This is a genomic window from Sphingopyxis sp. QXT-31, from assembly GCF_001984035.1.
Classification (GTDB): domain Bacteria; phylum Pseudomonadota; class Alphaproteobacteria; order Sphingomonadales; family Sphingomonadaceae; genus Sphingopyxis.
The window spans coordinates 815,184-827,776 of sequence record NZ_CP019449.1; the positions used below are offsets into that span (position 1 = coordinate 815,184).

At 66.0% G+C, this 12,593-nt stretch carries 11 protein-coding genes; 5 read left to right on the forward strand and 6 right to left on the reverse strand.

Going from position 1 to position 12,593, the window contains the following annotated elements; genetic code table 11:
• Nucleotides 1-8 precede the first annotated feature (8 nt).
• Entirely contained in the window at nt 9-542 is a 534-nt protein-coding gene (locus tag BWQ93_RS04075; protein ID WP_077029398.1) for a hypothetical protein, read from the reverse strand.
• A 213-nt stretch (nt 543-755) separates the two neighbouring features.
• Between BWQ93_RS04075 and eno the strand changes: the two genes are divergently transcribed.
• Nucleotides 756-2,030, forward strand: a complete 1,275-nt coding sequence (gene eno, locus BWQ93_RS04080) for a phosphopyruvate hydratase (protein ID WP_077029399.1) — start codon at nt 756-758, stop codon at nt 2,028-2,030.
• A gap of 24 nt (nt 2,031-2,054) precedes the next feature.
• On the opposite strand, the gene BWQ93_RS04085 is transcribed toward eno, so the two are convergent.
• Both BWQ93_RS04085 and BWQ93_RS04090 read right to left on the reverse strand, forming a co-directional pair.
• A complete protein-coding gene (locus BWQ93_RS04085; RefSeq protein ID WP_156878129.1) occupies nt 2,055-3,305 on the reverse strand; it encodes a hypothetical protein in 1,251 nt (416 codons plus the stop codon).
• A 101-nt stretch (nt 3,306-3,406) separates the two neighbouring features.
• Complete coding sequence (locus BWQ93_RS04090) at nt 3,407-5,338, reverse strand: S9 family peptidase (protein WP_077029401.1); 1,932 nt, start codon at nt 5,336-5,338, stop codon at nt 3,407-3,409.
• Nucleotides 5,339-5,468: 130 nt separating this feature from the next.
• Between BWQ93_RS04090 and BWQ93_RS04095 the strand changes: the two genes are divergently transcribed.
• From BWQ93_RS04095 to BWQ93_RS04105, 3 genes are all read left to right on the forward strand, one after another.
• Nucleotides 5,469-5,774, forward strand: a complete 306-nt coding sequence (locus tag BWQ93_RS04095) for an FtsB family cell division protein (RefSeq protein ID WP_232314731.1) — start codon at nt 5,469-5,471, stop codon at nt 5,772-5,774.
• A gap of 128 nt (nt 5,775-5,902) precedes the next feature.
• Nucleotides 5,903-6,973 carry a pyruvate dehydrogenase (acetyl-transferring) E1 component subunit alpha gene (gene pdhA, locus BWQ93_RS04100; RefSeq protein WP_077029403.1) on the forward strand — a complete coding sequence of 357 codons (1,071 nt, stop codon included), beginning with the start codon at nt 5,903-5,905 and terminating at the stop codon, nt 6,971-6,973.
• 1 nt (nt 6,974) lies between these two features.
• Nucleotides 6,975-8,375 carry a pyruvate dehydrogenase complex E1 component subunit beta gene (locus BWQ93_RS04105; protein ID WP_077029404.1) on the forward strand — a complete coding sequence of 467 codons (1,401 nt, stop codon included), beginning with the start codon at nt 6,975-6,977 and terminating at the stop codon, nt 8,373-8,375.
• Nucleotides 8,376-8,579: 204 nt separating this feature from the next.
• Here the strand turns inward: BWQ93_RS04105 and BWQ93_RS04110 are convergent, their stop codons facing one another.
• Genes BWQ93_RS04110 through BWQ93_RS04120 form a run of 3 tightly spaced genes read right to left on the reverse strand, consistent with a single transcriptional unit; the run spans nt 8,580 to nt 11,709 of the window.
• Nucleotides 8,580-9,203 (reverse strand): TadE/TadG family type IV pilus assembly protein, encoded by a 624-nt coding sequence (locus BWQ93_RS04110; protein WP_198040464.1) that lies wholly within the window; start codon nt 9,201-9,203, stop codon nt 8,580-8,582.
• Nucleotides 9,204-9,208: 5 nt separating this feature from the next.
• Nucleotides 9,209-9,808 (reverse strand): TadE/TadG family type IV pilus assembly protein, encoded by a 600-nt coding sequence (locus BWQ93_RS04115; RefSeq protein ID WP_077029406.1) that lies wholly within the window; start codon nt 9,806-9,808, stop codon nt 9,209-9,211.
• On the reverse strand, nt 9,805-11,709 hold the full coding sequence (locus BWQ93_RS04120; protein ID WP_077029407.1) for a TadE/TadG family type IV pilus assembly protein: 1,905 nt from the start codon (nt 11,707-11,709) through the stop codon (nt 9,805-9,807). The genes BWQ93_RS04115 and BWQ93_RS04120 overlap by 4 nt, the downstream gene beginning before the upstream one ends.
• A gap of 224 nt (nt 11,710-11,933) precedes the next feature.
• Here BWQ93_RS04120 and BWQ93_RS04125 point away from each other — a divergent pair, with 224 nt between their 5' ends.
• The gene (locus tag BWQ93_RS04125; RefSeq protein ID WP_077032192.1) at nt 11,934-12,587 is read left to right on the forward strand and encodes a hypothetical protein; all 654 of its coding nucleotides are present in this window, start codon (nt 11,934-11,936) and stop codon (nt 12,585-12,587) included.
• Nucleotides 12,588-12,593: the final 6 nt, after the last annotated feature.

Below are 12,593 nucleotides of genomic sequence, written 5' to 3' on the forward strand. Positions count from 1 at the left end.
GATCGGGATCAGTCGCTGCTCGAACCCTTGAGCAGACGCGCGAGCACGAAGCCGATCACCGCGGCCGCGCCAACCGAGACCGCCGGGTTTTTCTTGACGAGATCCTTGGTCGCCGCGGCGAGTTCGTCGAGGTCCTTCTTGTCGAGCGAGGTCGCGAGGCCGGCGACGGTCGAGGCGGCCGAGCGCGCATAGTCGCCGTACTGCTTGCCGAATTTGCTGTCGACGGTGCCCGCGCTGTCCTCGAGCATCTTGGCGAGGCTGCCGACGGCTTCGGCGGCCTTGTCCTTGCCCTTGGTCGCCGCGGCGCGCGCCTTGACCTTGGCTTCGCCGGCGAGGTTGCTGGCGTCGGCCTTCAGCGAGGCGGCTTTCTTCGAGGCTTCGGCCTTGATCGTCGCACCCGTCGCGGCGACCTGGTCGCGGATCGGGGTTTCCTTGGCGGCCTTTGCCGTCACCGGCTTGCGCGCGGGCGCGGCCTTGGTCGCGGCGGGCTTGGCGGGCGCCTTGGGGGTGGGCTTGCTGGCGGGAGTAGCGGCTTTGGCCATGGTTCGTCCTCTTCTTCTTGTCCGGACGCGCCCTCGCGGGCCGCGCCTGTCCCTGTCTCTGCGATAATATAGCAATACAGCGGGAATGGTTCCATAGCGCCGCAAAATTCCCCCAAAAATAGCAATGCGAGCGGTTGCGCTGAGGGCAGGGCGCCGATAACAGGCGGGCGCCTTTCCCATACGGCCAGCTTGGCCGCCAGCAGGACGACCTCCATGACCGCCATCATCGACATCCACGGCCGCGAAATCCTCGACAGCCGGGGCAATCCCACGGTCGAAGTCGATGTGCTGCTGGAGGATGGCAGTTTCGGCCGCGCCGCCGTGCCCTCGGGCGCCTCGACCGGCGCGCATGAGGCAGTGGAACTCCGCGATGGCGACAAGACCCGCTACCTCGGCAAGGGCGTGACCAAGGCGGTCGCGGCGGTGAACGGCGAGATCGCCGACGCGCTGATCGGCCTCGATGCCGAGGATCAGCGCGAGATCGACATGGCGATGATCGACCTCGACAGCACCCCGAACAAGAGCCGCCTCGGCGCCAATGCAATCCTCGGCGTCAGCCTCGCCGCCGCGAAGGCCGCCGCCGACGCGCGCGGCCTGCCGCTCTATCGCTATGTCGGCGGGGTGTCGGCGCGCACCCTGCCGGTGCCGATGATGAACATCATCAACGGCGGCGAGCATGCCGACAATCCGATCGACGTGCAGGAATTCATGATCATGCCCGTCGGCGCCGGCAGCATCGCCGAAGCGGTGCGCTGGGGCAGCGAGATTTTCCACACGCTCAAGAAGGGCCTGTCGGCGAAGGGCCTTGCGACCGCGGTCGGCGACGAGGGCGGCTTCGCTCCGAACCTCGCCTCGACGCGCGACGCGCTCGATTTTATCGCCGCGTCGATCGACCAGGCGGGTTTCAAGCTCGGCACCGACGTCGTGCTTGCGCTCGACTGCGCCGCGACCGAATTCTTCAAGAACGGCAAATATGAGATCAGCGGCGAGGGGCTGTCATTGAGCCCCGAACAGATGGCCGACTATCTCGCCGCGCTCGTCGCCGATTACCCGATCAAGTCGATCGAGGACGGGATGAGCGAGGATGATTTCACCGGTTGGAAGGCGCTGACCGACCTGATCGGCGACAAGTGCCAGCTGGTCGGCGACGATCTGTTCGTCACCAACCCGGTTCGGCTGGAGGAAGGCATCAAGACCGGCCTCGCCAACTCTTTGCTCGTCAAGGTCAACCAGATCGGCACGCTGTCGGAAACGCTCGACGCGGTCGATATGGCGCACCGCGCGCGCTACACCGCGGTGATGTCGCACCGCTCGGGCGAGACCGAGGATTCGACGATCGCCGACCTCGCGGTCGCGACCAACTGCGGCCAGATCAAGACCGGCAGCCTCGCGCGCTCGGACCGGCTCGCGAAATACAACCAGCTGATCCGCATCGAGGAAGAACTGGGCGACATGGCGCGCTACCAGGGGGCGTCGATCTTCGGGTGAGCCGAGCGCGGCTGAGCGCGGTCGTCAGTCGTACACGACGATCTCGTTGGGGTTGTTCATCAGAACCTTGGAAAATTCGCACGCGCCGACGGGGTTCGCTTCCATCGCGAGCACGTCGCGCAGCAACTTTTTCTGCTCGGCTTCGATGGCGGTCCAGTCCAGTTCCTCCTGCACCAGCCATTCGCCGCCGGGGCGATAGGCCGCGAGCTTGGTCGGAATGAGTCCCGCCGCGGAGGGAAGCCAGGATCCGGTGTCCCATATCGACGTCGAGACCGAGCTGCGGGCAAAGCGCACATTGTTCTGGCCCCAGTCGCGATAGCTGCGCTCGGGGGCGATCAGGTCGACGGCGACGACGGGCGGGTAATATTCCCGTTCGCCCGACCGGTAGGGAAAGCCGCGATCGGGTCCGTCATATTGGCCCATCACGCGCAGTTCGCCGAAACTCGCGAGTTCGACCAGCGAAGCGTTCAGGAAGCGCTCCGGATCGTGATGGACGAACTCGGCGGTGAAGCGCATCGCATTGTCGAGCTTGCGGTCGAGCATCCCGGAACTTTCGCCGACGCGGATCTTGTCCCGGCCGTTGGTCAGGCGAATGTAGCATTTGTATCTGTGGACATAATTGCCTTGGGTGCTGTCGGTCGGCGAGCAGTTTTCGGCGAGCGTGCCCGCTGCGATGCTCGTGTCGACGATATGGTCGACGGCGCGCTTCACCGGTTCGATGATCGGGATCGCGCGCTTGAACTTCGCGATGAAGAGCGGAGCAGTGACGAAGGTGGTACGCGGCGTGCCGCTGCGATCGTAAAGCACGACCTCGGTGGTCAGTTTTTCGCTCTGCCCGCTAATCTCAAGGAGGTCGTTCGCCGGGAAGTCGAAGGAGCGGTCCTTGGCCTCATGGCTGACCAGCCGGGCGACCTCCCTGCCATCGTCGCCGATCAGCCGGAGCTGCGCATAATGGCCATCGACGGGATCGGGGACCTCTTTCGAGATGAAAGCGATGGAGATCGCGTCGTCGGCCAGATATCTCATGCTCAGGTAGCCCGTCACCATGCCGGGCGCGCCGCGGTTTCCGGTGCTAAAGCCCAGGATTTGCTCTTCCTTGACCCTGGTTCCATCGCCGCGGACATCGACGGTCGCGATGACGCCGCCCAGGACACGGCCATGGTTCACTTCGCATCGATAGATGGCGTCGCTGCGGACAGGCACGGGCGGCGCTTCCTTCGCCGACACCGCGACCGCGCAGCCGAGCACGGGCAGCAGGCATAGACTGGAACGCACGGCAGACGACATGGCGCTTCTTCCCTTTTTTCGAGCGGAGAGCATGCACCTGCAATGGTAGCGCAACGATTAAGCGTTGCGGCCAACACGGCCGCCGGGCATCACTCCCCCTTCAGATATTTATCGAACCACCCGATCGTCCGGCGCAGCGAGTCCAGCTGGTTTTCGCGCTTCTGGAAACCATGGCCTTCGCCGGGGTAGTAGATCGTCTCGACGACATTGCCCTTGGCTTTCAGGATGTCGTGCACCTCCTGCGCCTGACCACGCGGGACGCGGATGTCGTTTTCGCCCTGGATCGTGAGCAGCGGTGCCTTGGCGGCCTTGATATAGGTCAGCGGCGAGGAGGCGTCGTAGACTGCGCCGTCGGCCTCGGGGGTGCCGAGCAGGGTGCGCTGATAGGCTTTGAGCAGCTCGTCCTGGTCGCGGTACATGGTGCGCCAGTTGATGATGCCGAACCATTGCACCGCCGCGGCGAATTCGTCGGGGGTGCGGCCGATCGCCATCAGCGTCATGAAGCCCCCGTACGAGCCGCCGAAGATACCGACCTTCTTCGCATCGACATAGCCCGACTGGACGAGGAAGCTCTTGGCCGCGACGGTGTCCTTGAGGTCGCCGCCGCCGAGGTCCTTGAAATTCGCTTCCTGGAACGCCTTGCCATAGCCCGTCGAGCCGCGGAAATTGGGCTGGATCACGACATAGCCGCGCGTCGCAAACGCCGTCGCGAAGCGCGAGAAGCCGTCCTGCGCCTGGCTGGTGGGGCCGCCGTGCGGGATGACGATCGCGGGGTTGCTGCCGTCGCGCTTCAGGTTGAAGGGCATGGTGACGACCGCGCTGATCGGGGTGCCGTCGAAGCTTTTATAGGTCACGATCTGCGACTTGGGCAGCGTCGCGGGGGTAAGGCTGGCCATCGCGAGCGGCACGACGGGCACCGCCTTGTTGGCGGTCAGGTCATAGGCGTAGAGCATCGTCGGCGAGTCCGCGCCGCTGCGCGTCACGAACATCCGGGTCCCGTCCGGCGAGATCGCGGCGAGGCCGGGGATCGACGCGCGGCCGGGATCGAGCGCGAGGTCGGTCTTGGCCATCGTCGCAAGGTCGACCCGCGACAAGGTCGAGCGGCCGTCGTTGTTGGTGCGCACGAACATCGCCTTGCCGTCGGGGGTGACGATGTCGCTCGTCTCCTCCCACGGCGTCTTCGGCAGCCACGCCCATTTTTTGGTCGCGACATTATAGGCGCCGGCGTGCGGCTGGCCGGTGCCTTCGTCGGTGGTCACCGCGAGCGTCGCGCCGTCGGGCGTGGCGCCGCTCGCGGCATAGATGGTCTTGGCCTTGCCGAGCAGCATCGTCGCGGCGCCGCTCTGCGCATCGACCTTCCACACCTCGCTGACCGAGCTGTCGACGAGGCTGCGGTTGGCGACGATCGCCTTGCCGCCGTCGATCCACGCCGCGGGCGCCCAGCTGTACGCCGGGTCCTTTTCGGCGGTGAGGTTACGGATCTTGCCGGTGGCGTCCATCACCGCAAGATTGCTCTGGCCCTCGCTCTTGAGCTTGGTCGACAGCGCGACGAGGCCGCCCGCGGGGCCGACGAGCAGCCCGCTTTCGCTGCGCTCGGGGGTGTTGGTGAGGTTCTCGGGCGCGCCGCCCGCGACGGGGACGCGGTAGACGTCATAATATTCGTTCCCGCCCGCATCCTGCGTGAAATAGAGATACTGGCCGTCGCGCGACGTCGCGAGCCCCGCCTGTGCATCGTCCGACTGCGTCAGCTGCACCGGCCAGCTGCCGCCCGCGTCCATGCGCCAGATGTTGACGCGGCCGGTGAGGTCGGTGGCGATGAAGATCGTCCTGCCGTCGGCGCTCCACACCGCGTCGTAGAGCGCGCGCGTGACCCCGATGTCGTCGAGCGGCACCGGGCGCGCCGCGGGGTTGGCGGGCGAGACGATCGACGTCGGATCGGTGATCGGGCGTTCGGGGGTCGCGACCTGCGCGAAGACGGGCGAAGCGGTGGCGAGCAGAATGGCGGTGAGAATCGGGCGCATCGATATATTCCCCTGTTTGGTCCAGATGCGCAGACTATCGTGTGGAAAAGCAAAGTATAGGCGCTTGACCCGGCGAATCACTTGTGATTCAAGCGAGGTGATGACGCAGCGCCACAAAGTACGGAAATCGGTGAACCGGGCCATCGGTCCCACCATCGCCGTCCTCGCCGTGGTCGCGATGATCGGGTACGCGATCTTCGGGCCGACCGGCCTCTATGCCTGGGGCGATTACAGCCAGTCGGTCGAGAAGCAGCGCGTCGTGCTCGCCGCGCTGACCAAGAAGCAGAACGAACTCAAGAACCGGGTCAACCTGCTCGACCGGCGCCGCGTCGACCCCGACCTCGCCGACGAATATGTGCGCGAGAAGCTGGGCGTGATGCACCCCGACGAGGTCGCGATCCCGATGCCGCCCGAAGGCGACGCCGCGGCGCGCTGAGGGCCGCCCGATACGCTTCTGCATACGTATCATTGGACCCGTGCGCGGGCCAAGCGGGCGTTGCCAAGCATGGCTGGCCGGTCCTATAGGGGGCGCTGCCGTAACGGCTAACCCAAAAGGAACCCGCCTTGGCCAAAGCACCTGCGCGTAAGACTGCCGCGCCGAAAAAAGTCGCTTCCACCCCAGCGCCCACCGCCAACCGCGAAAAGCCGCGCGATCCCGCGCCCTATGACGCGACGCCGGAAGAGCTCGAGAAATTCTATCGCGAGATGCTGCTGATCCGCCGCTTCGAGGAGAAGGCGGGGCAGCTCTATGGCCTCGGGCTGATCGGCGGTTTCTGCCACCTCTATATCGGCCAGGAAGCCGTCGCGGTCGGGCTGCAGTCGGCGCTCGACGGCGACAAGGACAGCGTCATCACCGGGTACCGCGACCATGGCCACATGCTCGCCTACGGCATCGATCCCAAGGTGATCATGGCCGAGCTGACCGGCCGTGCCGCGGGCATTTCGCGCGGCAAGGGCGGCTCGATGCACATGTTCAGCGTCGAGCATAAATTCTACGGCGGCCACGGCATCGTCGGCGCGCAGGTGTCGCTCGGCACCGGCCTCGCTTTTGCGCACAAATATCGCGGCGACGGCGGCGTCGCCATGGCCTATTTCGGCGACGGCGCCGCGAACCAGGGCCAGGTCTACGAGAGCTTCAACATGGCCGAGCTCTGGAAGCTGCCGATCATCTTCGTGATCGAGAACAACCAATACGCCATGGGCACCTCGGTCAACCGCTCGTCGGCCGAGGACCAGCTCTATCGCCGCGGCGAAAGCTTCCGCATCCCGGGCATGCAAGTCGACGGCATGGACGTGCTGGCGGTGCGCGGCGCGGCCGAGGCGGCGCTCGAATGGGTGCGCGCGGGCAAGGGCCCTGTGCTGATGGAACTCAAGACCTATCGCTACCGCGGCCACTCCATGTCCGACCCCGCCAAATATCGCAGCCGCGAGGAAGTGCAGGCGGTGCGCGACAAGTCGGACGCGATCGAGCATCTCAAGAAATTGATGACCGACGCGGGCATCACCGAGGAGAAGTTCAAGGAGATCGACAAGGAAATCCGCCAGATCGTCGCCGACAGCGCGGACTTCGCCGAAAGCGCGCCCGAACCCGAGCTGCATGAACTTTATACCGACGTGCTGGTGGAGCAATATTGAGATGGCCATCGAATTGAAGATGCCGGCGCTGTCGCCGACGATGGAAGAGGGCACGCTCGCCAAGTGGCTCGTCAAGGAAGGCGACACGGTGAAGTCGGGCGACATCCTCGCCGAGATCGAGACCGACAAGGCGACGATGGAATATGAAGCGATCGACGAAGGCACGATCGGCCAGATCCTGGTCGCCGAGGGCACCGACAATGTGAAGGTGGGCACCGTGATCGCGACGATCACCGGCGAGGGCGAGGAAGTTTCCTCTTCCCCCGTTCGGGCTGAGCCTGTCGAAGCCCCGTCCTTGCCTTCGACGTCGCCGGAAGAAAAGAACGGCCCTTCGACAAACTCAGGGCAAACGGAAGAAAGGGTTGAGAAGCCCGCAGCGGCTGAGCGCGCCTCCGACCCCGCGATCCCCGAGGGCACCGCGATGGTCAAGACCACCGTCCGCGAAGCCTTGCGCGACGCGATGGCGGAAGAAATGCGGAAGGACGACCGCGTCTTCGTGATGGGCGAAGAAGTCGCCGAATATCAGGGCGCGTACAAGGTGACGCAGGGCCTGCTGCAGGAATTCGGTCCGCAGCGCGTCGTCGACACCCCGATCACCGAATATGGCTTCGCGGGCCTCGGCGCGGGCGCGGCGATGGGCGGCCTCAAGCCGATCATCGAGTTCATGACCTTCAACTTCGCGATGCAGGCGATCGACCACATCATCAACTCGGCGGCGAAGACCAATTATATGTCGGGCGGCCAGATGCGCTGCCCGATCGTGTTCCGCGGCCCGAACGGTGCAGCGAGCCGCGTCGCCGCGCAGCACAGCCAGAATTACGCGCCCTGGTACGCCAGCGTCCCCGGGCTGATCGTGATCGCGCCCTATGACGCCGCCGACGCCAAGGGGCTGATGAAGGCCGCGATCCGCAGCGAGGACCCCGTGGTATTCCTCGAGAACGAGTTGCTCTACGGCCGCAGTTTCGAAGTGCCCGACGTCGAGGATTTTGTCCTGCCGATCGGCAAGGCGCGGATCATGCGCGCGGGGACCGACGTCACCATCGTCAGCTATTCGATCGGCGTCGGGCTCGCGCTCGAAGCCGCCGATGCGCTGGCGGCCGAGGGCATCGACGCCGAGGTGATCGACCTCCGCACGTTGCGCCCGCTCGATACCGTCACCGTGCTCGCCAGCCTCAAGAAGACCAACCGCCTCGTCGTGGTCGAGGAGGGCTGGCCGGTCTGCTCGATCGCCAGCGAACTCGCGATGGTCGCGATGGAGCACGGTTTCGACGACCTCGACGCGCCGGTGATGCGCGTGTGCAACGAGGACGTGCCACTGCCCTATGCCGCCAATCTGGAAAAGGCGGCGCTGGTCGACACGCCGCGCGTGATCGCGTCGGTGAAGGCGGTTTGCAACCGGTAGAGCTGCGTTCGAACGAAAGCGCTATGATAATGCTCTCTCCCCTTCAGGGGAGAGATACGAAGGCTTGCCAGCTTGCTGGCTAGCCGAAGTTGAGAGGGGGTCGCTGCACCGGTGGCCACGCCCCTCTCCAAGCTTCGCTAGCTCCTGACGGAGCAAGCTGCGCTATCCTCTCCCCTGAAGGGGAGAGGGTTTTGTCTCACGACCTCAACACCCCGCCACCGTCGCCTCCGGCTCCGGATTGTAGATCTGCCCCAGGTCGCGCTCGTCGCGGACCAGGAAGGACGAGGTGTAGCGGATCTCCTTCGGCCCCATCCAGCTGCCATAGGCGAGCGGCTGATAGTCGTAAGCGATCTCGACGAACATCACCGCGGTGCCGCGCGGCGCCTTCACGCGCTGGCCGTCCTCGCCCATGCCGGTGAAATGCGTGCCCGTCTTGCCCGTGCCTTCGATGCCGTAGCTCGACGGAAAATCCTTGTGCCCGGCGCAGCGCTGCCAGTGGATCCACTGGCCGCCCTCGGCATTCTGCTCGAGGCTCGACAGGATCACGCGGCCGTCCTTTTCGAGCCCCAGGCTCTTGTGCCGCTCGAGCAGCGAATGGAGCAGTTCGTTGACGTCGGCCTCGCGCATCTGCGGCATCGCGGCGCCGGTGTCGATGCTGACGCGCGAGGCTGCGTCGGCGAGCGTCGAGGCGGCCTGGCTGACGCGCATATGCGCGAGCGCGAGGTTGGTGAGTTCGATCCCGCCGAGCCCCAGGAACAGCACGGTCGGCAGCAGGATCGCGGTCTCGATCACCGCGCCGGCGCGCGTGTCGCGCGCGAACGCTTTCATGCAGCTCAGCATATCGATTCCGCGCCGCCTTCGCCGTCGCTGTACGGCTGGTTGCGCAGCAGCGTGCTCGCCGAGATCCGCTTAACCTGCGGCTGGCCGAGCATCCGCCACAGCGGGAAGATGCGGACGAAATCGACGCTGGCGGTGAATTCGACCACCTGGTTCGCGCGGCCGTTGCCGTCGATCGACGGGTCGGCGTCCCAGCGGCCGTTGCCGTTGCTGTCGAAGAAGCATTCGCCGTCGTCGAACCGGCCGTTGCCGTCGGCGTCGGTGAAGCGCTCCGGCGTGCGGACATCGCCATAGCCGGCATAGGCGCGGCGCTCGATCTGCACGTTGATGCCGCGATAGACGTTGCTCGCCTGCGCGCGCACGGCCTGATCGAGCGCGTCCTGGTTGTTCGCATAGGTCTGAAGCGTCGCCGAACGGCCCGCTTCTTCGACGATCCCCGACAGCGTCGCCTTCATATAGTATTGCCACGCGAGGTCGAAGATGCCCATCGTCGCGAGCAGGAACAGCGGCGCCATGAAGGCGAATTCGACCGCCGCGACGCCGCGCCGGTCGCGAAACAGGCGCCGCAGCGCGGGAAGGGGCGTGTGCCGCATCATTTGGTGAGCCGCAGCTTCGAGATCTTGCCCGCGATCTTGCGGAACGCCGCCTGCAGTTCGACCGAATTGGCGGCCTGAAACGCCTTGTCGCCGCCCGAACATTGCGCGAGCGCCGGCGTCAGTTCGGTACCGAAGGCGACGATCCAGATCGTCATGCCGCGGGCGCGCGTCGCCTTGCACAGCGCGAGGAAGCGGTTCTCGACTTCCTGATTGAGCATCGCCGCGGTCGGCGTTTCGGCGCTGTTCGCCTGCCGCCGCCGGTCGAGAAACGGATGGCCATAGGCGTCATATTCCTTGACCCCGACCGAGATGTAGCCGTCGGTCATGAAGATCAGGTGGCGGACCTGGTCGCCGCGGTTCTCGGCGCGGAAGAGGCCGGTCGGCGACAGGAAGCGCGCGCCCCAGAGCAGCCCGATGTCGTGGTGCGTCGCGCCCGTCGCGACGAGTGTGTCGAGATAATCCTCGAGCTGCACCCCGTCCATCGGCTGCAACTTTTGCGCGGGGGCAGGGCAGAAGCGCTGGCCCGACCAGTGGTCGACCAGATTGGCATATTTGGCGGTCGTGGTGACCGGATCGACATTGGGGCGCATGAAGACGAGCCCGGGGAGCGACGGTCTCCACTGCGTCGCGGGATCGCTCGGATTCGGCACGAGATCGATCTGCAGGTCGAGCGCCTCGGCGGGCAGCGGGTCGTAGCTTTCGGCGGCGACTGTCTGGCGCTCCTCGATGCAGCCATACCAGGGGATTTCGCGGTTGCTGCCGTCATTGTTGATCTTCGCCTTGATCGACCCGCCGGAGGTCAACCCGCGCAGCTTCGACACGTCGTAGGTGATCGGCGCATATTCCCAGGTGATCTCCGTCAGCCCGACGGGCTCGGTCACGAATTCGAACGTGTGGTCATAACCGCTGTTGTCGGTCGCGCGCACTTCGCAGGTCGTGCCGTTGAGGACGGCGCGATAGGTCGTGCCATTGATCACCTCGTTGAAGGTCTCGATCGTGCGCGTGCCGGGCCGCGGCGTCAGCACCAGTTCTTCGCGGCTGGAGATTAGCGTTTTCTTTACTGTGGCGTTGCCCGCGGGCCTGGTCGGGCAGCTGTAGTAGGAGAGGCCGCTCTCCCCGCCGTCGTTATAGACCGCGGGGTAGGTCGATTCGAGCCGCTCGCTTCGGCTGCCGCCGTTTTTGACGTCATTGCGGACATATTGGGTCTTGCCGTCGAGCGAGACGTGCTTGTCGATCCGCCGCGACTGATAGGTCGCCTTGTCGACCATCCAGTCCTGGTCGAGCGAATAGCCGACATTGACCGTCGAGGTATAGGGCATGAAGCCGTAACGGATGACCGCGCCATTGGGCTTCACCGCCTCGAGCTCGCCGTGGAAGCGGGTCACCGCCTCCTTCATCGCGTCGAAGCGCGAGACGCTGTCGCCCGGATTGACGTCCTTCATCGACCCCGTCGTGTCGAGCACGAACATCACGTCGGTGTTGGTGATTTCCTGCATCGCGCGGCAATTGGCGCCCAGCGCCATGACATGCTGACCGAACACGCGCATTACCGCGGTGTCGAGCTTGGCCGATGCGGAGCCGATGATCTCGGAGCCGTTCTGCGACAGGGTGAAGTCGACGTCGCGGCTGCCGAAGCTGCTCTGGCCGAAATTGGCGTTGAAATATTCGTCGCCGACCTTCCGCCCGTCGTCGGTCAGGCCGGTGCCCGACACCTTGCGCGCCGCCAGCACGCCGGCGTCGCACGCCGCCTGCAGCCGTGTCTTCGCCATATAGCCGCGGCTGACGTCGATCCCCGATCCGACGAAGGCGACGAGCGGCAGCATCATGCCCGCGACGAGCATCAGTGTGTTGCCGCGCCGGTCGCGCGCGAGGCCGCGCCAAAAGTCAGGCCATGACGCCATGACGGTCCCTGTATCCCCCTGTCGCGCGGCACCCCTGCCGCATTCCGATCGGAGCCGGACTAGGGCAGCCGTCGTAACAGCGGGGCTAAGGCAGATGGTTAATTGCGCGCCGAATCTCCTGATAAGGCGGGATTCTTCCGATCCGCCTGTCCCGCGGCGGGACGGTCCGAAGCGGGCGAGGAAGCGCTTGGGTCGCCGCGCACGCGGTGGTAGCGGTGCGCGCGATGACGACCGAAGCCTCCGACAGCGCCGACGCTGCGCTCTACCCCGACCTCCGCGACCCGCGCGTGATGGTCGCGGTGGCGCGTCCGTGGCGCCCCGCGGCGGCGAGCCTGTGGGCGCTCGCGGCGCGGCTGACGCGGCTGCTCGCCGAGGCGCGCGAGCCCATGATCGGACAGATCAAGCTCGCCTGGTGGCGCGACATGATGACGATGCTGGCGAACGATCCGGGCGCGCTGCCCAAGGGCGAGCCCCTGCTCGCCGAACTCGCCGCGACCTGGGGCGGGCAGGCGGGGCTCGACGCTCTGATCGACGCTGCCGAGGCGATGCTGCTCGCCGAGGACGAGCACGGCCGCCGCGATGCCGCCGAGCGGTTCGGCGCGAGGCTGTTCGCCTTGTCGTCGGCGCAGGGCGGCGACGATCCGCGCGGGCGGCGCTGGGGGCTGCTGTGGGGCGCAGTGCAGCAGGAGGAGGCCGCGACGGCCCGCGCGCTGTTCGCGGCGGCGCGGACGCCGCTCGCGGCGCGCGGTGCCTTCGCGGGCGACCGCGCGCTGCTGATGCTCGATCGCTGGGCGGCAGCGATCGCGAAACGCGACGGCGAGCGGCGCTGGCGAAGCGAGGGAGCGTTGCTCTTTCGCGTCGGGCTGATCGGGCGCTGACGAATA